Origin of the sequence: Streptomyces orinoci, assembly GCF_003121295.1 — a bacterium.
GTDB classification, from domain to species: domain Bacteria; phylum Actinomycetota; class Actinomycetes; order Streptomycetales; family Streptomycetaceae; genus Streptomyces; species Streptomyces orinoci.
The window spans coordinates 122,750-148,154 of sequence record NZ_PHNC01000013.1 but is presented as its reverse complement, the minus strand read 5'-3'; the positions used below and the strand labels follow the sequence as shown (position 1 = coordinate 148,154).

Sequence of the window (25,405 nt, the reverse complement as noted above, 5' to 3'; positions counted from 1 at the left end):
TTCACAGCCGGGATCCGGACAATCCCTCAGCCCTCGTCCGGCAGTCGGAAACGCAGCCGGAAGCGCGCCCCGCCCGGCTCCGCCCGTTCCGCGGTCAGTTCCGCGCCGTGCGCCCGGGCGATCTGCCGCGCCATGGCCAGCCCCAGGCCGGATCCGGGCAGGGCACGGGCCTGGTGGGAGCGGTAGAAGCGGTCGAAGACATAGGGCAGGTCCTGCTCGGAGATCCCCGGGCCGTGGTCACGGACACTCAGTTCGGCGTAGCCCTCCTCCCGGACCAGACGGACCTCCACCGGCGCACCGGGCGGGCTGAACTTGGCCGCGTTGTCCAGCAGATTGGACAGCAGCCGGGCCAGCCGGGCCGGTACCCCGGGCACCGTGACCTCCGCCGCCACCGCACAGCTGAACACCGCCTCGGGCCAGTGCCCGCGGGCGTCCGTCACACAGCGCTCGGCCAGCGGGCCCAGCCGCACCGGTTCCACCAGCTGCCGCGGCTCCTCGTCCCTCGCCAGCTCGATCAGATCGTTGACCAGCCCCGTCACCTCGCGCAGCTGACGGCCCAGCGCCCCGGACGCCCGTTCGCGCTGCTCCGGCGACAACCGCTCGGCGCGGGCCAGCAGTTCCACATTGGTGCGCAGGGCGGTGAGCGGAGTGCGCAGCTCATGGGAGGCGTCCGCCACCAGCCGGCGCTGGGCGGCCACCGACTCCTCCAGCTCGCCCAGCATGGTGTTGAAGCTGGCCGCCAGGCTGGTGATCTCGTCCTGGCGGCGCGTCTCATGGGGCGGCAGCTCAATACGGTGCGCCGGGTCGCGGGTGGCGGCGATGCGCTCGGCGGTGGCGGTGAGCCGGGTCACCGGGCGCAGCGAGGCGCGGGAGGCGAAATAGCCCAGCCCGGCCGCCAGCAGCACCCCGCCGCCGCCGACCGCCCCCAGCAGCAGCCCGGCCTGCTCCACGCCCTGGTCCACGGTGTCCGAGCGGATCGCCACCTGCAGGGCACGGTGTTCCCGCAGCGGGGCGGTGTACATCCGCATGGCGTGGCCCCGCAGGTCGATATCGCTGTAGTACGGGCCCAGGGTGCCCGCCGCCACCTTCCGGGTGGCCCCGGTGACCGGCAGCACCAGCCCGCGCTGGCCCGGCGCGGCCGGATCGGCCGGGACGATCTGCGCACAGGCGGGGGAGACCAGCCAGTCGCACTCCCCGTAGAGCACCCCGGTCCTATGGCCCCAGCTCTGCTGGGCGGCCAATCCGGCCTGCTGTTTGAGCTGGAGGTCCAGCTGGCGGCCCAGCTCATAGCGGATGACCACATAGGCGGCGGCCAGCGCGCCCAGCGCCACCACGGCCATGGCCGCCGAGGTGATCAGGGCGAGCCGCCCGCGCAGCGGCAGCCGGGCCAGCGGCCCGTGGGCCCGGGGGCTCACCGCTCCGCCAGCCGGTAGCCGATGCCGTGCACGGTGTGCAGCAGCCGGCCTCCCCCGCCGCTCTCCAGCTTCCGGCGCAGATAACCCACGTACACGGCAAGGGAGTTGGACTCCGGGCCGAAGTCGGCGCCCCAGACCCGCTCCTGGATCATCTCCCGGGGCAGCACCTGCCCCGGGTGGCGCAGGAACAGTTCCAGCAGGGTGCACTCGGTGCGGGTGAACTCCAGCGCCACACCGCCCCGTTCACCGGTGCGGGTACGCGGATCCATGCGCAGATCGGCGAAGGACAGCAGCTCGCTCTCCGGTTCGGCGGGCGCCGCGCGCCGCAGCAGGGCCCGCACCCTGGCCAGCAGCTCGTCCAGGGCGAAGGGCTTGACCAGATAGTCGTCCGCGCCCGCGTCCAGGCCGGCGACCCGGTCGGACACCGCGTCACGGGCGGTGAGCACCAGAACCGGCGTACGGTTCCCGACCTCCCGCAGCCGCCGGCAGACGGCCAGGCCGTCCAGGACCGGCATGGCCAGATCGAGCACGATCGCCGCGGGCGGATCCGCGGCGACCGCGGACAGGGCCTGCAGGCCGTCGGCGGCGGCGCGCACGGTGTAGCCCTCGATGGACAGACCATCGACCACGGCCGCCCGTACCTCGGGGTCGTCGTCCACGACCAGTACGGACGATTCCGGCGCGGTGGAGGGGGTGCCTGGCACGGGTGGAGCCTCTCGCTGCGAATGGGTTTGCGGTCAGCCCTCTGGTTGGCGGTCAACCAGAGGGCTGGTGATCAACCTTCGCAGACTCGCCGCCGGATCAGTCCGCGGGCTCCTGCTCCCCGAGGTGCTTCAGGGCCATGCGGGCGGCGATGGTGGTCTCCCCGGACAGCGTGGCCCACCAGGAATGACAGGACACCTCGATGCTCAGCTCCAGGGCCCTGGCCCGCAGCTCGGCCACCTGCCGCCGCTCCTCCTCGGTCCATCCGGGACTGGCCGGCCGCTCGGTGGGATGCCATTTGTCGGCGGGATCCCGCCACCCGGGATGCGGCTCCACCGACCAGGGCAGGGCACGCAGCAGCGCGGCCAGCTCGGCGTTGACCCGGTGGAGCTCCTGCTGGGCAGCGCGCAGGTCGGCGGGGAAGTCATACGTTTCAGCCACGGCCGGAATGATACTCCCGTTCGAATTGCGTTTGAGTGGGGCGACACGGCGAGCCCCGCGCCTCTCATGGGGCGCCCTAAGGCGCAATCAGCACCTTGAGCGCCTCGCGGGCGGCCATCGCCCGGTAGCCGTCGGGGACTTCATCGAGTCCCACCGTGCGGTCGAAGACCCGGCCGGGCTCGATGACACCGTCCAGAACGTCCGGCAGCAGCTCCTCGATATAGCCGCGGGCCGGTGCCACGCCGCCGGTGAGGGTGAGATTGCGCCGGAACATCTCCGGTCCGATGGGCCCCTCCTCGTACTGCGGGACCCCGACCCGGCTGACCGTGCCGCCGTCCCGTACCGCACCGAAGGCCATCTCCGGGGCGGGCCTGGTGCCGACGCACTCCAGTACCGTGTGGGTGCCTTCACCGCCGGTCAACTCCCTTGCCCGGGCGACGCCTTCGGCACCGCGTTCCGGGACGACATCGGTGGCCCCGAACTCGCGGCCCAGCGCGGTGCGTTGCCGGTGGCGCCCCATCAGCACGATCCGTTCGGCGCCCAGCCGCCGGGCGGCCAGCACCGCGCACAGTCCGACGGCGCCGTCCCCGATGACCGTCACCGTGGTGCGCATATCCACTCCGGCGGTGACCGCGCAGTGATGGCCGGTGCAGAACACATCGGACAGGGTGAGCAGCGAGGGCAGCAGCTCCGAGTCCTCGCCGACCGGCAGCTTCACCAGGGTGCCGTCGGCCAGGGGCGCCCGTACCGCCTCGCCCTGGCCGCCGTCCACACCGTCGGCGCCCCAGAACCCGCCGCGCGGGCAGGAGGTGTGCAGGCCCTCGCGGCAGAACACACAGGTGTTGTCCGCATAGGCGAGGGGGGCGACCACCAGGTCACCGGGCCGCACCCGGGACACCTCCGGGCCGGTCTCCTCCACCACGCCCAGAAACTCATGGCCGATGCGGTCGCCCTGCTCGGTGGCCGGCCGGGACCCATAGGGCCATAGATCACTTCCGCAAATACAGGAACGCACCACCCGCACCACCGCGTCGGTGGGGTCCTGCACCCGCGGATAGGGGACGTCCTCCACCCGGATGTCCCCGGCACCGTAGATCAGCGTCGCTCGCATAGCACTTGCCCGTTCCGGAGTCGCTCGTCGGTCACTGGCCCGCCGCACTCGGTCCGCGGGCCGCCGCCCTCGCCGGGGCCTTCCCCCGGGGCTCTCCTCCTCGGTGGGCCGTCGGCCGCGCTCGCGGAGAATCCCCTTGCCACTGCAATTGTCCGGCGCCGAATGAGCCCTCGCGAGCCGGGCAGGACGGTGCATATGATCGCTTTCCGGGCGTAAGTCGGTCGATCGGGATCGGGGCGCGGATGGATGCTTCCTCCACGGAGTGGCCCCGGTACGCCTTGTCCGCACCCGCCCTGCTGGTCCTGGGCGGGACCCTGTGGAACGTCCTCTCCCCCCGGGAGTACTGGGGAGATCCCATGCTGGCGGCCGCCGTGGTGGTGGCCGGGGCGCTGTTCTCGCTGGGGTACACCCTCGCCACCGCGGCCGCCATTGTGCTGGCCGAGCTGGCACTGACCATCAACGACGGCTATTTCGGGCATCCGGCCGGCACCCTCAGCCTGGCCAACGCGGTGTTCACCGCCCTGGTCGGCCTGGGCGTCAACCGGGTGATCGCCGCCCATGGGCGGCGGCTGGAGGCGATGCGGTCCGTGGCGGAGGCCGCCCAGCGCGCGGTACTGCCCGCACCGCCCTCGGCCGTCGGCCCGCTGGCCGTAGCCGCCGTCTACAAGGCTGCCCAGATCGAGACCCTGATCGGCGGCGACGCCTATGCCGTACAGGAGACCCCCTACGGCACGCGGCTGCTGATCGCGGATGTCCGGGGCAAGGGGCTGGGCGCGGTAGGGGTGGTCTCGGTGCTGCTGGGGACCTTCCGCGAGGCGGCGGACACGGTGCCCGGCCTGGCCGGCCTGGCCGGGCACCTGGAACGGGCCCTGCTGAGGGAGGCCGCCCGGCGGGAGGAGGACGTCCGGCTGGAGGGCTTTGTCACGGCCGTACTCGGCGAGATCACCCCGGACGGGGACCGGGTGCGGCTGCTCAACTGCGGCCACCCCTTCCCCTACCTCCTGGAGGGCGGCCGGGTCACCCCGCTGGACCCCGGCGAGCCCGGCCTCCCGCTGGCCATGAGCGTCCTGGGAGTGCCCCAGGCGGAGCCCAAGGACTGGCCGTTCCCGGCCGGCGCCACGCTGCTGCTGGTCACCGACGGGGTGACCGAGGCCCGTAACCGCTCCGGAACCTTCTACGATCCGGCGGTCCGGATCGCCGGGCGGGGTCCGTTCCGGCGGCCGGAGGAGGTGGTGGCGGCGCTGGTGAGCGATGTGGGGCAGTGGACCGGCGGGCCACGGGACGACGATATGGCCATGCTGGCCATCACCCGCCTCCGGTAAGGGCGTGGCCCGCGGCGGCGTGCTCAGCGGCCGATGGCCTCCAGGTGGCCGTGCAGCAGCCGGTGTCCCTCGGCGTCGGGGTGCAGCCCGTCCACGAGCAGGTCGGCGCGGTCGCGCAGCGGCTCCCACAGGTCCAGGTAGTCGATGTGGTGCTCCGCGCACCAGGTGCGCATCGACTCGCGCAGGGCCAGCGCCCGGTCCCGGGTGAAGCACAGGCCCTCGTAGTCGCCGGTGCGGGTCTCGTCCAGCCAGGCCGGTCCGGCGACGACCAGGCGCGCATTGTGGCTCAGGGCCATGGCGGCCAGCGCGGCGAGGTTGTCCCCGAGACAGCTCAGCCCGTCCTGGGCGGGATCCGGAGCGGCGAGCGGCACGGCGGAGTCGTTGATTCCGGCGGCCAGCAGGATGGTGTCCGGGTGGCGGGGGCCGAGCAGCGCGGGCGTCTGTTCCCTGACATCGGTCAGGGTGCTGCCGGGGATGGCGAGGTTGAACACCCGGTGCTCGGCCTCATTGCGGGCGATATGCCCGGCCGCCAGCCGGGCCGCCCAGCCGCCCCGCGGATCGCAGCGGCCATAGGCGATGCTGTCGCCGGCTATCACCATGCGCGCCGCCGGGCGCAGCGGCCGGGCGTCCAGATAGGCCCAGGCGCTCTCCCCGGAGGAGAGCAGCACCCGCCGCCGGACATAGTCGTCCACCTCGTAGTCGTCGGCGGCCGCGAGTTCGCGGTCGGTGAGGTGCAGTACACCGCCCTCGACCGTGGAGCCGATCCGGCGCTCCAGGGTCAGATGCACCTCCTGGCCGCTGGTGGCGATCACGGACGGGTCGGTGATGGTCAGGGGCCGGGTGGCATGGCCGGCCAGGGACGCCGGCGAACTGGGCACGGGCCGGCCGAAAAGCGCGGTCTGGACCCGGGGGTCCAGCAGGGTGCCGAAGGAGAACAGGGTGTGCGGACGGGATTCGGTCACCGTGGGTGCCATGGCCTTTCTTGCGGAATGATCACCTCACCTTAATGGCCGTACCAGACCGCGGGGAGCCGGGCGGGTCATGGGGAGGCGATCGGCTCACCGGCGGCCGTCGCCCTGCCGGGCGCGGGCAGCCAGCGCCAGGTGACCGCCGCGGCGGCCAGCGTCACCAGCCCGGCCACCACGGCCGTGCGGGTCAGGCCGGTGACAAAGGCGTTCTCCGCGCTGTGCAGCAGCAACTGGCTTGCCGCCGGCGGGAGATGGCTGGCCGCGGTGTTGGCGGCCAGCACATTGTCGGCGGCCGGGGACAGGGCCGCCGGGGCATGGGCCCGGGCCAGGGCGTCGTTCATCCGCCCGGTGTACGCGGCGGCCAGCACCGAACCCTGGACCGCCACCCCCAGCGTGGACCCCACCTGCCGGGTGGCGTCATTGATGGCAGAGCCAAGACCGGGCCGGCTGAGCGGCACCGCGTCCAGCACCGCGGCGGTGGCGGTGGGCGCCATCAGCCCGGCGCCCAGCCCCGCGACCGCCTGGAAGGCGGCCAGCCGCCCGTACCCGGAGCCGGTCCGGGTGCCGGCCAGGATCACAAAACCGGCCACCACCACGCCCAGTCCCAGCAGCAGGGTGGTCTTCTCGCCCCGGCGGGGGGCCGGCCAGGTGGCCAGCAGGGCCCCCGCGCTCAGCGCTCCGGGCAAGGGCAGGGTACGGATCCCGGCCTGCCACGGCGAATAGCCGAGCACCCCCTGGAGATAGAGGGTGACCACAAACAGCGCCCCGAACAGGGCGAAGGACATCAGCGCCAGCGCACCGGCGGCCACGCTGACCCTGGGGTGCCCCAGCAGCTCCAGCGGGAGCATGGGGGCCCGGGCCCGGCGCTCGCGCTCGGCGAAGGCCGCCAGCAGCAGGGCTGCCAGCGAGAACACGGCGAGCACCAGCGGACTGGTCCAGCCCCGGCTGGGGCTTTCGATGATCCCCCAGACCAGTGCCAGCAGACCGGCGGCCGAGAGCGCTGCCCCGGGCAGGTCCAGCCGCCCGCCCCGGGCGCGCCGGGTGGCCGGCACCAGCCAGAGTGCCAGCACCACGGCCGTGAGGGCACAGGGGACATTGACCCAGAACGCCGCCCGCCAGGAGAAGTGGGTGACCAGCCAGCCGCCGGTCAACGGCCCGCAGGCACCGCCCAGACCGCCGACGGCGGCCCACAGCGCGATGGCCCGGGCCCGCGGGCCGGGCTCCGGGAACAGCCCGGTGATGATGGACAAGGTGGCGGGCATCAGCAGCGCGGCCCCCGCCCCCATCCCGGCCCGTGCCGCGATCACCTGCCCAGGGGCACCGGCCAGCGCGCCGAACACCGAGGCCACGCCGCAGCCGCAGAGACCGCCGACAAAGGCCCGCCGCCGTCCCAGCCGGTCGGTGACCGCGCCCACCGACAGCACGGTTCCGCCCAGCACCAGCGAATAGGCGTCCACGATCCATTCCGTCTGCCGCATCGAGGCGTTGAGATCGTCACGCAGCTCGGGCACGGCCACATTGAGCACGGTGAGGTCCAGCCCGAGCAGGAACAGCCCCAGGCAGGCGGTGACCGTGGCGGCCCACCGGCGGCGTACGGAGACCGTGGGCCGGGGGACGGGGAGGGGTTCGGGCATGGCGCTTGCCTACCCCGTGACGGAGGAACGGGCCGTCCAAGCCGGGTGAATCCCCACGAAAAAGCTAAACGCCACCCCCGCTTGGCGGTAAACCGCCCGGTTCGCCCGGTAGTTGACGCCCGTCAGGTTGTCAACACCGCACCCGACCGATGGTGGTCAATACCGGGCAACCACCGCCCCGCCCCCACCGCCTGCCCTAGCGTGCTGCCCACACAACCGGTGACAGGGAGAACGGCGTGGACGAGGAAGAGGACCGGCGGCTCAGGGCGATCGCACCGGAGATCTCCCGGGTCACGATCGGTCTGATGCGCACGGTGGTGGGCCTCGAACCCGCCGAGCGGGTGCCGGAGGAAGCCCTGTATGTGGCCGACGAGGTGCTGGCCAGGCACGGCCCGGACGGGCTGCGGGTGCTGGTGATGAGTCTCACCGGCTGGATGGCGGTGGGCATCGAGAATGTGGCCATGCTCACCGGCAAGACCCATGAAGCGGTCATCGACGACATCGAGTTGACCTGCCTGGAGGCCAACCCCGACGGCTGACGTCCCGGCCGCGGCTCAGCGGTGTCCGGGGAGGTACGCCTCCACCAGGTCGGCGGCCCGCGCCGTGCCGCCCAGTTGGCGCAGCTCCCGGCGGATGCCGGCCAGCCGCTCGGCGACCCGGGGATCGGCGGTGAGCTCCAGCAGCGCGGTGCGCAGCCGCTCCGCGGTGGCCTCCTCGGTGTCGATGCGCCGACCCACGCCGAGTTCGGCCAGTCTGTCGGCGTTGATGAACTGGTCGGCCGCCTGCGGTACGGCGATCATGGGAACCCCGCAGTAGAGCCCCTCGTTGACGCCACCCATGCCGCCATGGGTGACAAAGGCGTCCGCCTGCTCCAGCACGGCCAACTGCGGCACCCAGGAGTGCACTTCGATGTTGTCCGGAATCCGGCCGAGCGCGGCCCGGTCCACCAGCTTGCCGGTCTGGAGCACCACATGCCAGCCCGGCAGGCCGCCGAAGGCGAGCAGGCACTCCCGGTAGAAGTCCGGCCGGTCGGTGAAGACCGAGCCGAAGGAGACCAGCAGAAGCTTCTCCGCCTGGGCGGGCCGCTGCCAACTCCCCTGCGCGGAACGGTCACCGAGGCAGGGGCCGACATGGGTGACCAGCTCCTGGTCCACCCGGTCCGGGTGCGGCTGCATCACCGGCGCGGCCATGGACAGGACGCGCCCGGCCCGGGTGACGAACTCCCTGGGGTCGGGCGCGCCGCCGTCCTCGGCGGTGATGCCGCTGTCCTGGAGCCACTTGGCGAACCGCTCGTAGTATTCCTCGGCGCCGGGCATCGGCGGCAGGATGCCGAAGACGGGCACCCCGTCCTCCACGGCGCCCTTCCAGGGGACATAGCTGGCCGCCAGCTGAACAGCCGGTATGCCCAGCTGTTCGGCCAGCACCCGGGCGCCGAAGCTGCCATGGTCGTACAGCACCACATCGGGCCGGTCCTCCGCGAAGGCCGCGTGCAGCTGGGGGAGTTGCCGTATGGCATCCGTCAGGAACAGATTCATCGCGGCGACCCGGTCCGCGAGCATGGCCTTGGGGTCCAGTGACACCACCGTGTCGTAAGGGATGAAGTCCGCGCCGGTCGGCTCGATGACCGGCGCTATCCAGGGGGCGTTGACATAACTGACCCGGTGCCCACGGGCAACCAGCTCTTGGACCAGGGCGAGGGCGGGATAGACATGACCGAAGGCGGGGATGGAGACGATCGCGATATGCGCGGGACGGGGCACGGTGCTCCTCCGGGGTATGGGTGAGGTCCGAAGCGTCACCCTTGATCATGTCGCGCCCCGGCGGGAAGGGGATCCGGATTCGGCCAATGCCGGTGCCCCGTAAGGGGCGCGGGGCAGCTGCGTCATGCGGCTCCGCCGCGTGGGCGCGACCAGCCACAGCGCACCCGCACCCCGCAATGCCCCCTCCCCGCCGGGGCACCGCTCACACCCGCTCGTCCACCACCGTCCGCAACTTGCCGCTGGAAGCGGTCCGCAGGAACCCGTCCCGCCCCGACCGCTCCACCCGGAACTCCAGCAGCTGCTCCGTCACCGCCGAGCGCAGCTCCGGGTAGTGGGCGAGGAACGCGGCCCGCGCCGCCTCGGTGTCCGTGGGCTCCATCCGGACGGTCAGCAGCTCCCGGCTGCCGTCATGGCCCAGCAGCAGCTGCAACTCCCCGCTGTAGCGGCAGTGTTCCTCGGCGATGGCGGTGAAGCGGCGGTAGTTGAGGAAGTACGTCGCCACCCGCACCACATCGCCCACCCTGCCCAGCAGCTCGAAGCGCGGGGCCAGGTTGCCGCAGGGGCAGGGTCCGGGCAGGGCGCGGCCCAGGTCGCCGATGACATAGCGGTCCAGGCGCTGGCCGCGCCGGGCCCGGGTGGTGAACACCAGGCGGCCGGTCTCCCCGGGCCGGACCGGGCGGTCGGCATCCGGTTCCAGGATCTCCAGGGTGTGCAGATCGGCGTGCAGATGGTGCACGCTGCCGGTGGACTCGGCGCACTGGTAGCCCAGCGGGCCCAGGTCGGCGCTGCCATAGGTGATGGAGTGCACCACCTCGATGCCGAAGGTCTCGGTCAGGGTGCGGCGCTGCTCGGCGGTGAAGTGCTCCCCGCCGTAGTAGATCTTGCGCAGCCCGCCGTAGGAGAGCAGCAACTCCCGCTGGTCGTGGAGCAGTTGCCAGAGGTAGGAGGGCATGCCGAAGAGGGTGTCCACCTCATGGGCGGCCAGGGCCTCGGCCACGGCCCGGTGGTCCGGGCTCGCGGCCATCGGTATCTGGACACCGCCCAGCCGCTCCAGGATGGAGAAGAAGCTGAAGAAGCTGCCGTACATCCCGCCGCAGTAGAAGAGGTTGGCGGTGCGGTCGGCGGCCGGGTCGTAGCCCGCGGCCAGCAGGCCCCGGGCGGCCGCGTGCATCTGGGTGTCATAGTCCTCCCAGGTGTACAGCGACAGGGCGGGGGTGCCGGTGCTGCCGCCGCTGCGGACATACAGCTCGGCATCGGCCCGGTCCAGCTGCCGGTTGAGCTCCTGGACGGCCGCCTTGTCCAGCAACCCGCCCGTGGGCGGCGGGAATCGGGGGACGCTCACCAGGTCGTCCAGGCAGGCCGTGGTATTGAAACGGGCATCGGCGCGGACGGCCACCCGGCGGCTGTAGCGCTGCAGGGCATAGACGCCGTCATGCGGTTCACCCGGGTAACTGGCCAGCATCTCGCCGAGCGGGGTGACCCGGGTGACGCCGGCCGCCAGCACGGTGCGGGAGAGCTCGGCGATGTCCGCCCGGCTGCCGCCGATGGCGGCCGTCTGCAGATAGCGGCGCATGGGGCGCAGGGTGGCCAGGACGTGCTTGCGCGGCAGCGGCTTGACCCAGACGCTGCGGTGCAGGGGTGAGGCGGTGAGCGCGGAGCGGGTGTCGGCCATCACCCGCCAGGAGCCGTCCTCGGCGGCGAACACCCGGGTCAGGCCCAGGTGTTCCTCCAGCCGGGCCAGCAGCTCGGTGGTGCTGAGCTCGGCCTCCTCGGCCAGGTCCAGCTCCTGGCCGGCCGCGGGCGGAACCTGGGCCAGCGCCCGGGCCAGCCGCCCGGCGAAGGCGAAGAGCCGCTCCTCGTCCTCGGTGTCCAGATAGACCACCTGGGGGCTGGAGCAGGCCTGCTGTTCCAGCAGGCAGATATCGGCGGCCAGGGCGGTGAGGGTGGCCTCCTCCTCCCAGGCCTCCGCGGTGAGATAGGCGAAGGAGATCTTGTGTCCCCACTCCACCAGCCGGCAGCCCGGCGGCACATGGGCGGCGATGCCCTCCACCGCGGCCTCGCCGCCCCAGACCGCCACCGCGTCGGCGGGGGCGCACATCAGCCGCAGCCAGTCCTGGCGGGCGGAGGAGAAGCGCAGCACGATCACCCGCTCGGCGATGGCTCCCGAGGGGTCCGCCTCGGCGAGCGCGGCCAGCAGATGCTGGGCCAGCAGGCCGTCGGAGCTGCTGGTCTTGAGGATGTTGACATTTCCGGAGAGCAGTCCCTCGACCAGGCTGAGGGGCGCCACCGTGGCGGCGTTGCCGGGGGCGATATGGGCGACCAGGCCGACCGGGGCCCAGGCCTCGTAGACGGTCTCCCTGGCGTCCGGGCGGCTGAGCCGCTGGGGCGCGGTGGAGCCCAGCTCCCGGCGGAGCTTGCGGGTGAGTTCGGCCCGGCTGAGGAAGGCCCCCAGTTCGGCCAGCAGGGCGGTGGCATCCTCGCCCGCGGGCACCTGGGCGGCGAGCGCGGTGTGGGTGGGGTGCGCGGGGTCGCTCAGCGCGGTGGCCAGCCGGTCGCAGGCGGCCAGTACGGTCTCGGTCTCCAGCGGGGTGGCCAGGGCCTGTCCGACGAGCCCGGGCAGCTCGGCCAGGCGCCGCCCGGCCTCCTCGTCACCGATGAACGAGCCCTGCCAGTAGTGGGGTTGGGTGTTGGCGAACACGGCTTCAGGACATTCCCTTCATCAGTTCGGCGGCGGCCACCGCACAGCTGCGGTTGCGGCTCACCCCGGCCCGGCCATGGATGGTGAACCAGTCGGTCTCCAGACCGCAGCCGCACTCGGCGCCGGGCCGGCGCGAGGCCAGGTCGCCCATCAGCACGCTCTGCGCCGGAACGGAGGTGATGTACGGGGAGACCAGATGCAGATAGCCCCGTTCCCCGTAGGGGAGTTCCTCCAGGGTGCGGGTGGAGCGGATGAACACCCGCGACCACACCGGGACATGGAGGTGGTGCCGCTCGCACTCGGTGTAGGGCACACAGTGCTCGACCGAGCCGAAGGTGTCGCGGATCCGGTCGGAGGGAATGCCCAGTTGCTCCGTCACCCGGGCGTAGAGCTCGTCCTTGCCGATCTGCCGGTCGGTGTGGCCCTTCCAGCCGCCGCCCAGGACGACCAGCGAACCCTCCGGCAGCCGCAGCGGCTCCACACCCATGGCCCGCATCCGCTCCAGGGTGAACCAGAGAAAGGCCGGAAAGCCCAGGATGCGCACCGGGGCGTCGTCCTCGGCGAAGCGCCGCAGCGCTTCCACACAGCCGAAGGGGTCGAAGTCATGCCCGTTGCCGGTGTGCCGCAGGGCGTAGGCGACCTGGCGCACCGGGGCGAAGTCACAGAGATAGTTGTCGGTGAAGGAGGTGCCCAGCTTCAGCCCGGCCGCCGGTTCATAGCTGTAGAGCAGATAGTTGGCGTCCTGCCCGGGGGTGATCCAGCCATTGCGCTCGAAGATACGGGCCACCATGCGCTGTGCCGAGCGGATGGTCCACTCGTCGAAGAACATCTGGGACTTCTGGCCGGTGGTGCCGGAGGAGGTCAGATGCAGATGCACCGACTCGCGCGGGATGGACAGCACCTCATGGCGCTTGAAGAAGTTGGCATGCACCAGCGGCCGTTGGCCGGCCGGGGTGCGCTCGCGCAGGCTGCGGAAGAAGGGCGAGCGCTCGGCGTGCCAGGCGTCGATCTCGGCCATGGCGGCCTCGAACAGCTCGTCCACGGCCGGGCCGTGGGCATAGGGGTCGGCCAGATCGCACAGTTCCTGCACCCGGGGCAGCAGGCCCGGGTCGGGAACGGTGACGGGAGCCAGATGGGGGTTCATGAGACAACCTCAAGAGAAGGCAGGTACGTTGACGCCCAGGCCGACGCATAGGCGTCCAGATACGGCCGCAGCGGCTCCTCCACCACCAGGGCGCGGAAGTCGATCTGCTCGGCGGTGCGGGACATCACCACATAGTCCTGGAAGCCCTCGCCGTCCGGCCGCATCGCCGGGTAGAGGGCGCTGGGGATATAGCCCTGGGCGAGGAAGGCGGAGAGCAGGTCGTGCCGGGCCAGCGGCAGCAGCGCCTCCAGATAGCCCACACCGGCCCGGAAGAGGGTCCGGGTGACCGGTTCCAGCCAGCCGGCCGCCTCGGCCGGCTCCGGGTGGCCGGCCACCAGGGCGCCATAGCTTCCGGCGCGGCTGACGCAGGCATAGACCTCGATCCGGCCGTCCTCGGAGAGCAGCAGGGTGTTGGGGGTGTGCAGCGGATAGAACCACCGGGCGCTGTCGGGGAATCGATCGGTGAAGCGGCGGCGGACGAAGCCGGGGGCCTCGATCACCTCCAGGGCTGCGGACCCGGCGGGCGGGGCCGGGGCGGGCGCCGGAGCCGTGTACCGGGTGGTCCCGTAGTCCAGGCCCAGGGTGCGCTCCACGGTGCGCAGCAGCGGCCGGAGCGGGGCGGGCACCTCCGGTACCGGGATCCGCCGCTGGAGCACCCCCGCCGAGTAACGCGCGTAGAGCGCCAGGTTCTCCCGGCCGCCGCACTCCACCGTGTTGGGCATGATGCCCATGGGGCGGAAGCCATGGCGGGAGACCACCCGCTGGGGGCCGGTGCTCACCGTGCGGACGGTGGCATAGACCGAGTCCAGCCGGCCCTCGCCCAGGGTGCGCTCGCACAGCTCCTCGGTGAGGGTGCCCGCCAGGCCGGAGGCGCGGTGCTCGGGGTGCACCGCCAGGCCCTCCAGCCGGCCCAGCCGGCTGCCCGGTTCGCCCTGGATGGCCGCCGACCCCACCAGGGCGCCGGTGCGCCCGCAGCGGGCGGTCAGCCAGAGGGTGTCGGGACTGGCGGCGAAGGCGGCCATCTGGGCCGGGTCGGTGTAGCGGGCGACCGGGTAGTGCGGGCCGTAGACGGCGTAGTAGAGCTGGCGCAGCTCGGCGACATCGGCCGCGCCGGCCCGCTCGATGACGGCGTTCAACGCTCTGCTCCCACGGGTTGGGCGGCGGCCGGTCCGGCCGCGCACTCGGTGGCCTGGTCGTCCGGGGCGCGCAGCAGCGCCAGGACACAGGCGGCGGGCACCAGACCGGCCGCCTGGACCAGGCACAGGGTCCGGGCGGAGAAATGGTCGCCCAGCACCCCGAACAGCAGGGAGGCGACCGGGAAGGTGGCGCCCAGCACGGCCTGCATCACGGCGAAGAAGCCGGGCTTGTCGGCGGCGGGCACCAGGCGCTGGAAGAGGGCCACAAAGCGCACCCCGATGGCGCCCACGCACCAGCCGGCCACCAGCAGGCCGCCGGCGAACACCCAGCGTCCGGTGACCAGTCCGGGCGCGGCCAGGGCGGCCGCCATCGCCGCCAGGCAGCAGGCGCCGACGGCGGTGGGGCGGCGTTCGGCGGCCACCTTGGCGCCGGTGAACGAGCCGATCAGGGTGCCCGCGCCCAGCGAGCCCTCCAGCAGCGAGACGGTGCTTCCGCCGTCCCCCAGCACCGACTTGGTGTAGAGCGGGATGACCACAAAGACGGCGGTGGTGAAGAGGTTCGCGGCGGTGAAGCAGGCCAGGATCCGGGTGACAAACGGCAGCCCGGCCAGGATCGAGCGCAGGGTGCGCCGCTCCGGCTCCCCGCCGCCGTCCTCGCCGGACGCCGGTGCGCCATGGAACCGTACGGCGGTGATCAGGGCGGCGGCGCACAGATAGGCCGTCGCACAGCCGATGGCCAGTCCGGTGATCCCGGCCCGGTCCACGATCAGGGCGCCGAGGAAGGCGCCGCCCAGCCCGGCCAGGGACTGGGTGGACAGCTCGAAGCCGGTGGCGGCCTCGATGTCCCGGTCGTCCACCAGCTCGGGCACCGAGGTGGTCAGACAGGGGTCGAAGAAGGACTGGCAGGTGGACAGCGCCAGGGTGGCGGCATAGGCGGCGGCCACCGGCAGATCACCGGCGTACGACCAGGCGGCGAGCGCGGCCATCGCCGCACCGGCCGCGGCGGCCGCACCGCGCAGCAGCGAGCGGTGCGCGAAGCGGGCGATCGCCCGGGCCACCAGCGGGGCCAGGGCCACGGCGGGCAGCGTGCTGACGGCCATGAACAGCCCGGAGGCCAGGCCGCGTCCGCCGTCCACCGCATAGGCCACCAGCCACCAGGCCACGCCCACCTGGAACATCCGTACCGCTGCCTGGGTGAGCACCTGGCCCAGCCAGACGGCGCCGAAGGCCCGGTTGCGCAGCACCAGCGGGGTGCGAGGGGAGGGGGTCACGCGGTCGGCCTCTCGTCCAGGACGCGAATGAGCTTTCCGGTACGGGAGTTGACGGCCAGATCACCATGGCGCACCCACTCCACGGCCATCGGGTGGACAAAGCCGGAACGGACGCTGTCCGCGTACAGGGGCCGGGCCAGGTCGAGTTCGGTGAGAACAGCCTTCTCCAGCATCTCCAGGGACGCCGGATCGTCCTCGCCCGCGGTGGTGGCCAGCCGCAGCACCAGCTGGTCGCGGCCGTCCCGGCGGCGCACCACCAGCTGGGTACCGATGACCCGGCCCTCGGTGTCGGCGGCGGCGATGGCGGCCAGCGCGTCCTGGGTGTAGAGGGAGACCGGTCCGACCCGTACGCCCTCCTCGGCCCGGCCGAGGATGCGGAACAGGCCGTTGTCGTGGTCGGTCCACTCGGCGCGGTCGCCCGCGGGGTAGCGGATGACGGGCATCAGCCGGCGGAAGAGGCTGGTCACCACCACGCGTCCGGGCCGCCCCGGCTCGGTGATGGGGGCGCCGGTGGTCTCGTCCAGGATCTCCACCATGGTCTGCGGGGAGAACACCCGGTGCACCCGGGGATCGGGGCCCGGTACGGCGCGGCCCAGCAGCCCGGCGTCCACGCTGGCGTAACCGACCGAGCGCGCCTGGGCGTTGGGGAATGCGGTGGCCAGCAGCCGCCGTTGGTCGGCGAACAGGGCCTCCCCGGCGAAGAACAGCAGCTCCACGGCGGGCAACCGCTCGCCGGTGGCGATCAGATGCTCAGCCAGCCGGCACAGGGTGGTGGGGGTGCCCGCCACCACCTGGGCGGCGAACTCCCGCAGGGTGGGGACGGTGGACTCCAGTGGCGCGGCGCCGCCGATGGGCAGCCGTACATTGTCCACCGGGGCCTGGGCCAGCGAGTCCAGCAGGAAGAGGAAGCTGGCGTAGAGCTCGCCGGCATAGAAGAGGTCGGCGACCCGGTGGCCCGGCTTCAGCCCGGCCTCCACCAGCCCCTGGCCGAAAACAGCGGTGAACTCCCGCCATTCCTCGCGGGTATAGCAGGAGAACTTGGGGTAACCGGTGGTACCGCCTGTCTTGAAAACGACGGATTCGCTGAGCGGTCCGGTCAGAACGCGGTTGTCGTGCAGCGTGTTGGCCGCCCAGAATTCCTTCTGGTCGACTACCGGGAGATCGGTGAGGCGCTCCACCCGCGGTGGCAGGTCTGCGTAGAGCGCCTCATAGAAAGGAGAGTTGTGACGGGCATGACGTATGAGGTCCGATAGTTGATGGACGGACATTCGGCCTTTGCCTAGCTGAATTCGGCCAGCGGGGGATCGTCCCCGCTGCTGCCGGTGATTGCTGAAGGAATACGCAACGGGTGCGCGCGTACCGCGAGTTCGGTCGCGTCGGCGTCGGCACCTGACGTGTGTTCACATCATCCAGCATGCGGCAAGAGAAATCCAAATCGCCTGCTCCGTGCATTGGGTGCGTTTGTTGAACTCTTTATGAAGGCTCGGCCCGCTTACGGCTCGGCCCGCTTATGGACGGGCGTGCTGCGGGACTTGGGCAGCAGGTGCGGGGCGTACATGCCGACCGCGGTCAGCAGCTGCCGCTTGGAGGGGTTCACCATGGCCTTTCCGGCCACGGTCACGGTGGGCACGGTCTCATTGCCGCCCGCGATGGAGCGGACGAAGGCGGCGGCCTCATGGTCCCGCCAGATGTTCACCTTGGTGTAACGCAGCCGGGTCAGCCGTAGGGTCACCCGCAACTTGAGGCAGTAGGTACAGCCGGGCCGCCAGTAGACGACCACCCCGTCATGGTCTCCGGTCATCGGTCCACCCCCATCCCCAGGTGTAGCCCGAGCGTAGAGGAGCCGGGCGCGGCGCATCGAGAGCGATGCCGCCCGGGAGGGGGTGTGTAATACTCATTCGGCCAACGTGGCTGTTACGGACGGGGGTTGTGATGCATGCTGCCATGGTGCGTTCCTGGGTGGAGGGGTGGATCGTCTCCCGGGGTGCCGCGCCCCTCGTCGAGGAGGGGTGGGGCTACACGGTGGAGGTCGGGGTTCCGGGGCAGGTCAGGCGGCATGTGCTGCCCGAGGCCGACGAGCCGCTCATCCGCAAGCTGACCGGGAGTATCACGGCGCGGCATACCTGGCTGAAGACCTTTGTGGAGCCGGAGGTCATCCGGCCCTGGCTCAGCCCCGGTTGGGTCTTCGACAGCCCCGGCTTCCTGATGTCGGCGCCGCTGCGGCGGGGTGCGGTCGATGTTCCGGACGGGTACCGGCTGCGCCGGTGGACTCGGTGCGGGGTCACCCGTGTTGTCGTTGTCGCATCGGACGGTGCGTTTGCCGCGCGGGGGCAGATTGCGGTGCGGCGGGGATGTGTTGAGGCGGTGGTCGATCAGGTGGAGACCGCTCCGGAGCATCGGCGCCGGGGGCTGGGTGGGGTCGTGATACGGACGCTGGCCTCCGCGGCGGCGGAAAGCGGGGCGGTGGTGGGGGTGTTGGGCGCCACGGTGGAGGGGCGCGCGCTTTATGAGTCGCTGGGGTGGAGCTGTCATGCGCCGCTGACGGGGGTTATCTTTGACCCTGGGGCCGCGTAGGGGTGCATCTTCCGGTGCGGGCCGTCCGTGGCCGTTCGCGCAGTTCCCCGCGCCCCTGGGGGCGCCGCGTTGTGGGCAGGCGTTCCGCAGGGCGATGGGGGCGCCCCCGGCCGGAGGCTGGGGGAGGGTGGGCACAACGCGACCACCGGGCCGCACCCGGCGACGAAACGGCGTCTGCCGACGCCCCTGGCTGTTCGGCCGCGGGCCGTGGGTGGTTGCTCGCGCAGTTCCCCGCGCCCCTGGTGGGGCGAACCGTCGTCGGTCGGCTGCGGGCCGTGGGTGGTGAGGCGCCGTTATGGGGCGGCCTTGCCGCAAGGGATGGGGACTTGGTGGGCCGGAAGCGGCGCTTGGGAGTCGGCGCCGAGGGCGTACGCGCGGTGCAGGGCGCGCAACGCCCGCGGCAGGTCGCCCGAGCCGCAGAGTGCGCGGATCCGGGTCGGGGTGGCCGACAGGGTGCGGAAGTCCACCCCGGTACGGGCCAGCGTCTCGCAGAAGACGGCCAGCACCGCCGCGTCCATCCCGCAGCCCACCAGCGACACCGTGCCCACCGCGTCGCCGTACTCCAGATCCTGGTAGCCGACCTCCGCCCGGTGCGCCCGCAGCGCGGCCAGCGCGGCCGTGGCGTCGGCCTCCGGCAGGACCAAAGTGAGGTCGCCGCACTGGCCGTTGGGCGACGGCAGCGCCGCGTGCGCCGCGACGTCGATCTCCGCCCCGGCCTCCGCCAGCACCCGGAACAGCCGGGCCGTGATCCCCGGCCGGCTGGGCAGCCCGGTCACGGTCAGCCTGACATGGGACGGGTCATGGGCCAGCCCGACCAGCTCCCGGCGGCCCACCGGCCCGCCCGCCACCGCGGCCGAGACCGCCGTGCCGCCCTCACTGGCGAAGGACGAGCGGACATGTACCGGCACCCGGTACCGGCGGGCATAGGCCACGCTGCGTGGCGCCAGCACCCGGGCTCCGCCGTCGGACAGCTCCTGCATGGTCTCGTAGGTCAGCGACGGCAACGGCCGTGCCGCGGGCACCAGATGGGGATCGGCGGTGTGCACCCCGTCCACATCGGTACAGATCTCACAGACCTCCGCCCGCAGCGCCGCCGCCAGGGCGACGGCCGTGGTGTCGGATCCGCCCCGGCCCAGCGTGGTGAGCTCCTGGGTCTCCCGGTTGAGCCCCTGGAAGCCCGTCACCAGAACGATCTCCCCGCGCTCGAGCCCCTCGCGGACCCGCCGCGGCTCCACACCGGTGATCCGGGCCCGCCCGTGCGCCGCGGTGGTCAGCACCCCCGCCTGCGGCCCGCTGAGCGAACGGGCCGGTGCGCCCAGGGAGTTCAGGGCCATCGCGGTCAGGGTGCTGGAGACGCACTCGCCGGTGGCCAGCAGCAGATCCAGTTCCCGCCGGGCGGGAACCGGCGCCACCTCCCGGGCCAGGCCCAGCAGCTGGTCGGTGGTGTCGCCCATCGCGGAGACCACCACCACCAGGTCGTGCCCGGCCCGGCGGGTGGCCGCGAGCTGCTCGGCGACCTGCTTGATCCGCTCGGTACTGCGTACCGAGGAACCGCCGTATTTCTGGACGATGAGAGCCATCGGTCGGGCCTTCTCCCGGGGCCGCCGCAGGGGCGGCCGGTCTCATGTCCCCGGCCGGTGAGGGCCGGAGGCGGATGGTTCACGGCTGTCCGGGCCGCACTCGGCGACGGCCCGCAGCAGAATGGCACAGGCGTCCTCGACGACATCCGCGCCGACGTTCAGCGGCGGCAGCAGGCGCACCACCCGGTCGTCCCGGCCGCCCCGCTCCAGGATCAGGCCCCGGCGCAGCGCCGAGGACTGCACCGCGGCTGCGATCCCGCCCGCCGGGCGGCCGCCGGCGTCCGTCATCTCCACGCCCCACATCAGGCCCTGGCCGCGCACCTCGCGCACCCAGGGCAGGCCGGCCAGCCGCGCCAGCCGGTCCGCGATCTGCTCCCCGCGCCGCCGGACGTTCTCCAGCACCCCGTCCCGCCGGACGATCCGTACCGTCTCGGTGCCCGCCGCGAAGGCGAGCTGGTTGCCGCGGAAGGTGCCGATATGGGCGCCCGGCGCCCAGGTGTCCAGCCGGGCGTCGTAGAGGATCAGGGCCACCGGCAGGCCCAGGCCGCTGAGCGCCTTGGAGGCCACGATGACATCCGGCTCGATGCCGTACCGCTCGAAGGCGAACCAGCTGCCGGTCCGGCCGCCGCCGGTCTGCACCTCGTCCACGATCAGCGGGATGTCCAGGGCCCGGGTCACCGCCCGCAGCCGCCGGACGAACGCCGGGCGGGCCGGGACCACTCCGCCCTCGCCCTGCACCAGCTCCAGCAGGACCGCGGCGGGGGGCGCGATCCCGCCCAGGGGGTCGGTCAGCGCCCGCTCCAGCTGCCCGGCGCAGTCGCGGGTGCAGGTGCCGGGTACCGGCCCGTCGGGGCAGCGGCTGGGCGAGCAGTAGGGGAAGAAGTGCACCCCCGGCATGGTGCCGCGCACCGGCTCCTTGGCGGCCACCAGCCCGCTGAGCGCCATGGCGGCGTGGGTGCTGCCATGGAAGCCGCCCTGGAAGGAGATCACCTCGCCCCGCCCGGTGGCGGTCTTGCACAGCTTGACGGCCGCCTCCACCGCGTTCGCCCCGGTCGGCCCGCAGAAGTGGACCTTCATCCGCCGGCCCAGATCACCCGGCAGCATGGACAGCTGGGCGGCGGTGAACTCGTCCTTGGCCGGGGTGGGGAAGTCCAGGCCATGGGTGAGCAGGCCCAGTTGCCGCTGGGCGGCCGCCACCAGCTCCGGATGGTTGTGGCCCAGCGCCAGCACCCCGGCACCCATCAGGAAGTCGATGAACACATTGCCGTCCACATCCCTGACAAAGCTGCCCCGGCCCTCGGCCAGTGCGATGGGCAGATGCCTGGGGTAGGTACGGGCAGCGGACTCCCGCCGCTCCTGCCGGGCCAGCAGCTCGGCCGAGTGCGGGCCGGGCAGCTCGCCCGCGACATGCGGGCCGGTCCACGGCCGGGCCTGGGCGATGGTGGTCATGGCTTGCCTCCCTGGGGTCGGGCCGGAATCCCCTCCCACCGGGTACCCTCCGGCAGCGCCTCACCCTTCATCACCAGCGAAAGCGCCTCCAGCCGGGCCCCGGCGCCCACCGTGGCGTCATAGAGGACCACACAGCGGCTGCCGGCCGAGGCGCCCGGCGCCACCCGCACCCGGGACATCTTCATCACCCGGTCCTCGAACAAGTGCGTCTGCAGCGAGGTGACCTCCCCGACCGCCGCGTCATCGCCCACCTCCACCAGGTCGAACTCGGTGAGGAAGGTGGTGGCCAGCCACACCCGCCGCCCGATGCGGGCGCCGAACAGGCGCAGCGGCCAGGCGATCCACGGCGTTCCGGTGAGCAGGTTCAGCAGCACCGGCACCACCAGGTTCTCGTAGAGGCCGGTGATCAGCTCGGTGCGCCGTACCCAGACGCTCCACAGCGGTTCGGTACGCGGCCGGTAGCGGCCGATCACCAGCCACTTGAGCACCACCGTGAACAGGGTGCAGGCCGCACCGGTGGCCAGCAGCAGGGCCGGGCCGAGCAGGAACAGCGCCAACGGCGTGAAGACATCGGCCAGTTGGACACAGCCGTAGAGGGTGCCCAGGCTGCACAGCGCCGCGACGGTAAAGGGCAGAGTGATCCGGAAGTACTCGATGGCCAGCCGGGCGGCGATCAGCCCGGGGGCGGGGTCATAGGTCAGCCTGGCCGGGAACTTCCGGCTCTCCTCCCGGTGCGGCAGGAAGATCGCCGGGGAGCCCAGCCAGGTGGTCTCCGGGGCCAGCGGCTCGGCCGGGGCCACCGAGTGCACCCCCAGCAGGCTGCCCGGCCCCAGCCGCCCGGAGCCCGGGACCAGGGCCCCGTTGCCCACAAAGCTGCGCCGCCCGGTCTCGGCCGGGGCCAGCGCGATCCGGCCCCGGTGGTAGACGGCCGGGCCCAGCACGCTGATGTCGGCCAGGAAGCTCTGCTCGCCCACCACCAGCATGTCCGGGTCCACAAAGCTGACCGTGGCCACCTCCGACCAGCGGCCGGTACGGGCGCCCAGGGCACGCAGGAAGGGCACCAGGTAGAGGGTGGAGTACAGGGCGTGGGTGAGGGTCAGGCTCTGGGCCAGCAGGCCGTCACTCAGCCACTTGCGCACCCCGAAGCCGCCGCGCTCCCGGTGGATGCCGGGCCGGGCGGCGGGCAGTACGGCGCGTTTGACGGCCAGCACCAGCGCACAGACCGCGGCCACCGCCAGCGGCCCGGCCATCGCCGCCGCCAGGCAGCCCCAGGCGAAGTCATGGCGCCAGGCCGTCCAGGCCACCAGCGCCACGGTGCCCGCGGTCACCGCCAGGGGGAGCAGCAGCAACAGCAGCGCCCCGGCCGCGTAACCCAGCAGCACCGGCAGCGGCCAGCGCCCCTCGTCCGGCTCGGCCGCCAGATGCTCCAGCAGCGGTGGACGGCCGTCCTGGCGCACCGCCGGGGAACCGGCCCAGTGCTCACCGGCCGGCACCACCCGGTCCTGGGGGACCAGCGACTGCTCGCCCACCGAGGCGCCGTCCTCCAGCACGGCGCCGGGCAGCAGCACACTGTTGGTGCCCACAAAGCAGCCGGAGCCGATGCGCACCGTGCCCAGCCGCAGCCGTCCGCCCGCCACCGCATACGGCTGGACCCGGGCCCCATAGCCCACACTGGTCCCGGCGCCGATCCGGACCAGCGAGGCCGGATAGAGCGGGGCGGACAGATGACAGCCCGGGCCGATCCGGGCGCCCAGCAGCCGCAGACAGGGCGGCAGCAGCGGCGAACCGCCCAGCAGCGCCAGCGGGGAGAGCAGCAGCACCTTGCCGTGCAGCCAGAACCGCAGATAGGTCGCGCCCCACAGCGGGTAGCTGCCCGGCCGTACCCCCGCCATCAGCAGCCGCCCGCCCAGCAGCGGCAGCACCAGCAGGGTCAGCAGCAGCCAGGCCGCCTCCACCCCGGCCAGCGCGGGCCAGGGCAGCCGGACCACCCACTCCAGGGCACTGCCCGCGGCCGGCGGCCGCACCGGAAGGTGCCAGGAGGCGAACAGCCGGTACAGCAGCACCACGCCCGCCAGACCCACCGGAAGCAACCAGGCGTACAGCGCGGCCAGTTGGGCCACCCCGCAGGCCATCACCCGGGCGGTGGAGTGGAGTTGCGGCTCCGGTGCCCGCGGTGCGGCGCTCCGGCCCGCCGCCTCCACAAAGGCGGCCAGCTCACGGACGGTGGGATGGGCGTAGAGGTCGCCCATGGCCACCTCCCGCAGCCCGGGCTCGGTACGCAGCCGGGAGATCAGCCGGGCGGCGGTCATGGAGTGCCCGCCCAGGTCACAGAAGAAGTCGTCCTCCACCGACAGTTCCGCCCCGCCCAGCACCTCCTGCCACAGCCCGGCCAGCCGGCGCTCCAGCGGGGTGCCGGGGGCGGCGCGCGGCCGGGTGCCCCGGCCCAGCGGCGGCGAGGAGGGGGCGGGCAGCGCCGCCCGGTCCACCTTGTCGGCCGCCAGCAGCGGGAAGGCGGGGAGCACTTCCAGATAGGAGGGGATCATGTACGCCGGGAGCCGCCCGCGCAGCCGGGCATGCAGCCGTCGCCGCAGCTCCTCCTGGTCCGCCGCGCGGTCGGTCAGGGTGAGGTAACCGGCCAGGGCCCGCGGCACCCCGTCCTCGGTCAGCGGGGTGACCACCGCGTTCTCCACCGCCTCGTCCTCCCGCAACACCGCCTCGATCTCGGCGAGTTCAATGCGGTAGCCGCGCAGCTTGACCTGGGTATCCACCCGGCCCAGATATTCCAGCTCCCCGGTGACGCTGTACCGGCCCCGGTCACCGGTGCGGTAGACACGCGGGGCGTCCGCCCGGTCCCGGACCACCGGATTGGGGATAAAGCGCTCGGCGGTCAGCGAGGGCCGGTTGACATAGCCCAGCGCCACCCCGGGGCCGCCGATGCAGATCTCACCGCTGGTGCCCCGGCCGACCGTACGCAGCCCGTCGTCCAGGATGTACACCCGGTAGGTGGGCAGCGGGGTGCCAATGGTCACCGGCCGGTGCGGCGCCAGTTCGGCACAGGTGGCGGTGACCGTGGCCTCGGTGGGACCGTAGGCGTTGAGGATCCGCCGCCCCGGCCGCGACCAGCGGCGCACCAGACCGGCGGGACAGGGCTCGCCGCTGACCAACAGGGTGCGCAGGGCGGGCAGTTCGGCGTCCAGGGTGGCCAGCAGGGTGGGCACACAGCACAGCACGGTCACGCCCTGGGCGGCCAGGAACTCCGCCAGCCCCGAGCCGGCCCGGCGGCCCTCCTCGGTGCCCGCCACCAGGGTGGCGCCCGCCATCCAGGCGGGCCAGATCTCCTCCACCGCGAAGTCGAAGGCGAGCGACAGCCCCTGGTAGACCCGGTCCTGGGGGCCCACCCGGTAGACCGGCGCCACCACCCGCAGAAAGTTGACGATATTGGCCTGGGAGACGGCAACTCCCTTGGGACGGCCGGTGGTTCCGGAGGTGTAGACGATGTAGCACAGCGAGGCGGGGTCCACCCGCACTCCCGGCCGGTGCTCCGGCTGCCGGGCCAGCCGGCCCTCCTCCCGGTCGAGTTCCAGCACTGGACAGGGCAGTCCGGCCGTCCGCTCACCCAGCCCCGAGACGGTCACCAGGCAGCGCAGCCGCGCGTCCCGCGCAATGAACGCCAGCCGCTCACCGGGGAAGGAGACATCGAGCGGCACATAGGCCGCGCCCGCCTTGCCCACCCCCAGCAGGGCGGCATAGGCGTCCGGCGAACGCTCCAGCAGAATCCCCACCCGGTCGCCCTCGGCCACGCCGAGTCCGCGCAGCAGATGAGCCACCCGGTTGGCGCGCCGGTCCAGTTCCCGGTACCCGGTCCGTTGCCCCCCGCAGACCACCGCGACGGCCTCCGGATGACGGTCACAGGACTGTTCGAAGAACTCCACCAGCGCCCGCACCGGCGGCCCGGTGGGCGCGCCCGCGTACGGCCCGGAGGATCCCGCGGTCGCCGTTGCCTCTGCCATGACCTCTCCCTGTGGCAGATATGCGCCTGTGTCCTCGCTTCCCGGTACGTCGGCCTCCCCGCTACTGCTCAGTAGCACGGGGGGCCCGTACACCCACCGCGGCCGCGGACCCGGTCTCCCTCACCCCTCCACCGTAGAAAACCTCCCGCCGAAGCGAAAACGGAGCGGCCAACCGCAGCCGCGACGCACC

At 72.7% G+C, this 25,405-nt stretch carries 19 protein-coding genes; 3 read left to right on the top strand and 16 right to left on the bottom strand.

Annotated elements, in window-relative coordinates:
• Nucleotides 1–26: 26 nt before the first annotated feature.
• From CV755_RS11135 to CV755_RS11120, 4 genes are all read right to left on the bottom strand, one after another.
• Nucleotides 27–1,340, bottom strand: a complete 1,314-nt coding sequence (locus tag CV755_RS11135) for a HAMP domain-containing sensor histidine kinase (protein ID WP_193553393.1) — start codon at nt 1,338–1,340, stop codon at nt 27–29.
• A gap of 71 nt (nt 1,341–1,411) precedes the next feature.
• A complete protein-coding gene (locus CV755_RS11130) occupies nt 1,412–2,119 on the bottom strand; it encodes a response regulator transcription factor (protein WP_109280025.1) in 708 nt (235 codons plus the stop codon).
• 97 nt (nt 2,120–2,216) lie between these two features.
• The gene (locus tag CV755_RS11125; RefSeq protein ID WP_109280024.1) at nt 2,217–2,558 is read right to left on the bottom strand and encodes a hypothetical protein; all 342 of its coding nucleotides are present in this window, start codon (nt 2,556–2,558) and stop codon (nt 2,217–2,219) included.
• Nucleotides 2,559–2,634: 76 nt separating this feature from the next.
• Complete coding sequence (locus CV755_RS11120; protein ID WP_109280023.1) at nt 2,635–3,669, bottom strand: zinc-binding dehydrogenase; 1,035 nt, start codon at nt 3,667–3,669, stop codon at nt 2,635–2,637.
• Nucleotides 3,670–3,911: 242 nt separating this feature from the next.
• Between CV755_RS11120 and CV755_RS11115 the strand changes: the two genes are divergently transcribed.
• Nucleotides 3,912–4,991: a PP2C family protein-serine/threonine phosphatase gene (locus CV755_RS11115; RefSeq protein ID WP_109280022.1), complete on the top strand. Its 1,080-nt coding sequence runs from the start codon at nt 3,912–3,914 to the stop codon at nt 4,989–4,991.
• 23 nt (nt 4,992–5,014) lie between these two features.
• On the opposite strand, the gene CV755_RS11110 is transcribed toward CV755_RS11115, so the two are convergent.
• Both CV755_RS11110 and CV755_RS11105 read right to left on the bottom strand, forming a co-directional pair.
• A complete protein-coding gene (locus tag CV755_RS11110) occupies nt 5,015–5,965 on the bottom strand; it encodes a GDSL-type esterase/lipase family protein (RefSeq protein WP_241561126.1) in 951 nt (316 codons plus the stop codon).
• Between the two features lie 65 nt (nt 5,966–6,030).
• Complete coding sequence (locus CV755_RS11105) at nt 6,031–7,593, bottom strand: MFS transporter (RefSeq protein ID WP_109280021.1); 1,563 nt, start codon at nt 7,591–7,593, stop codon at nt 6,031–6,033.
• A gap of 236 nt (nt 7,594–7,829) precedes the next feature.
• Here CV755_RS11105 and CV755_RS11100 point away from each other — a divergent pair, with 236 nt between their 5' ends.
• Nucleotides 7,830–8,132 carry a hypothetical protein gene (locus CV755_RS11100; protein WP_109280020.1) on the top strand — a complete coding sequence of 101 codons (303 nt, stop codon included), beginning with the start codon at nt 7,830–7,832 and terminating at the stop codon, nt 8,130–8,132.
• Nucleotides 8,133–8,147: 15 nt separating this feature from the next.
• On the opposite strand, the gene CV755_RS11095 is transcribed toward CV755_RS11100, so the two are convergent.
• The 7 genes from CV755_RS11095 to CV755_RS11065 form a co-directional block, all read right to left on the bottom strand.
• Nucleotides 8,148–9,392: a macrolide family glycosyltransferase gene (locus tag CV755_RS11095; protein ID WP_422070533.1), complete on the bottom strand. Its 1,245-nt coding sequence runs from the start codon at nt 9,390–9,392 to the stop codon at nt 8,148–8,150.
• A gap of 163 nt (nt 9,393–9,555) precedes the next feature.
• Nucleotides 9,556–12,051 (bottom strand): acyl-CoA reductase, encoded by a 2,496-nt coding sequence (locus CV755_RS11090; protein ID WP_109280018.1) that lies wholly within the window; start codon nt 12,049–12,051, stop codon nt 9,556–9,558.
• 4 nt (nt 12,052–12,055) lie between these two features.
• A complete protein-coding gene (locus tag CV755_RS11085; protein ID WP_109280017.1) occupies nt 12,056–13,195 on the bottom strand; it encodes a LuxE/PaaK family acyltransferase in 1,140 nt (379 codons plus the stop codon).
• Nucleotides 13,192–14,331 carry a GNAT family N-acetyltransferase gene (locus tag CV755_RS11080; protein WP_109280016.1) on the bottom strand — a complete coding sequence of 380 codons (1,140 nt, stop codon included), beginning with the start codon at nt 14,329–14,331 and terminating at the stop codon, nt 13,192–13,194. The genes CV755_RS11085 and CV755_RS11080 overlap by 4 nt, the downstream gene beginning before the upstream one ends.
• Nucleotides 14,328–15,602: an MFS transporter gene (locus CV755_RS11075; RefSeq protein ID WP_206608414.1), complete on the bottom strand. Its 1,275-nt coding sequence runs from the start codon at nt 15,600–15,602 to the stop codon at nt 14,328–14,330. Before CV755_RS11075 ends, CV755_RS11080 begins: the two co-directional genes overlap by 4 nt.
• Complete coding sequence (locus CV755_RS11070) at nt 15,599–16,870, bottom strand: phenylacetate--CoA ligase family protein (protein ID WP_109280015.1); 1,272 nt, start codon at nt 16,868–16,870, stop codon at nt 15,599–15,601. Before CV755_RS11070 ends, CV755_RS11075 begins: the two co-directional genes overlap by 4 nt.
• 224 nt (nt 16,871–17,094) lie before the next feature.
• Nucleotides 17,095–17,403 carry a glutaredoxin domain-containing protein gene (locus CV755_RS11065; protein WP_109280014.1) on the bottom strand — a complete coding sequence of 103 codons (309 nt, stop codon included), beginning with the start codon at nt 17,401–17,403 and terminating at the stop codon, nt 17,095–17,097.
• A 131-nt stretch (nt 17,404–17,534) separates the two neighbouring features.
• On the opposite strand from CV755_RS11065, the gene CV755_RS11060 reads away from it, so the two are divergent.
• Complete coding sequence (locus CV755_RS11060) at nt 17,535–18,176, top strand: GNAT family N-acetyltransferase (RefSeq protein WP_109280069.1); 642 nt, start codon at nt 17,535–17,537, stop codon at nt 18,174–18,176.
• A gap of 293 nt (nt 18,177–18,469) precedes the next feature.
• Here CV755_RS11060 and CV755_RS11055 read toward each other — a convergent pair whose 3' ends face one another.
• Genes CV755_RS11055 through CV755_RS11045 form a run of 3 tightly spaced genes read right to left on the bottom strand, consistent with a single transcriptional unit; the run spans nt 18,470 to nt 25,215 of the window.
• Entirely contained in the window at nt 18,470–19,756 is a 1,287-nt protein-coding gene (locus tag CV755_RS11055) for an aspartate kinase (RefSeq protein ID WP_109280013.1), read from the bottom strand.
• Nucleotides 19,757–19,798: 42 nt separating this feature from the next.
• Nucleotides 19,799–21,205, bottom strand: coding sequence for an aspartate aminotransferase family protein (locus CV755_RS11050; RefSeq protein ID WP_109280012.1), 1,407 nt, complete (start codon nt 21,203–21,205; stop codon nt 19,799–19,801).
• Entirely contained in the window at nt 21,202–25,215 is a 4,014-nt protein-coding gene (locus CV755_RS11045; protein WP_109280011.1) for a Pls/PosA family non-ribosomal peptide synthetase, read from the bottom strand. Before CV755_RS11045 ends, CV755_RS11050 begins: the two co-directional genes overlap by 4 nt.
• Between the last annotated feature and the right edge of the window lie 190 nt (nt 25,216–25,405).

What these genes read in the sequence shown, in the direction of transcription:
- CV755_RS11050 (WP_109280012.1), bottom strand. Translation starts at nt 21,205, where the DNA reads ATGACCACCATCGCCCAGGCCCGGCCGTGGACCGGCCCGCATGTCGCG.
- CV755_RS11060 (WP_109280069.1), top strand. Translation starts at nt 17,535, where the DNA reads ATGCATGCTGCCATGGTGCGTTCCTGGGTGGAGGGGTGGATCGTCTCC.
- CV755_RS11105 (WP_109280021.1), bottom strand. Translation starts at nt 7,593, where the DNA reads ATGCCCGAACCCCTCCCCGTCCCCCGGCCCACGGTCTCCGTACGCCGC.
- CV755_RS11085 (WP_109280017.1), bottom strand. Translation starts at nt 13,195, where the DNA reads ATGAACCCCCATCTGGCTCCCGTCACCGTTCCCGACCCGGGCCTGCTG.
- CV755_RS11115 (WP_109280022.1), top strand. Translation starts at nt 3,912, where the DNA reads ATGGATGCTTCCTCCACGGAGTGGCCCCGGTACGCCTTGTCCGCACCC.
- CV755_RS11065 (WP_109280014.1), bottom strand. Translation starts at nt 17,403, where the DNA reads ATGACCGGAGACCATGACGGGGTGGTCGTCTACTGGCGGCCCGGCTGT.
- CV755_RS11120 (WP_109280023.1), bottom strand. Translation starts at nt 3,669, where the DNA reads ATGCGAGCGACGCTGATCTACGGTGCCGGGGACATCCGGGTGGAGGAC.
- CV755_RS11070 (WP_109280015.1), bottom strand. Translation starts at nt 16,870, where the DNA reads ATGTCCGTCCATCAACTATCGGACCTCATACGTCATGCCCGTCACAAC.
- CV755_RS11045 (WP_109280011.1), bottom strand. Translation starts at nt 25,215, where the DNA reads ATGGCAGAGGCAACGGCGACCGCGGGATCCTCCGGGCCGTACGCGGGC.
- CV755_RS11135 (WP_193553393.1), bottom strand. Translation starts at nt 1,340, where the DNA reads ATGGCCGTGGTGGCGCTGGGCGCGCTGGCCGCCGCCTATGTGGTCATC.
- CV755_RS11110 (WP_241561126.1), bottom strand. Translation starts at nt 5,965, where the DNA reads ATGGCACCCACGGTGACCGAATCCCGTCCGCACACCCTGTTCTCCTTC.
- CV755_RS11055 (WP_109280013.1), bottom strand. Translation starts at nt 19,756, where the DNA reads ATGGCTCTCATCGTCCAGAAATACGGCGGTTCCTCGGTACGCAGTACC.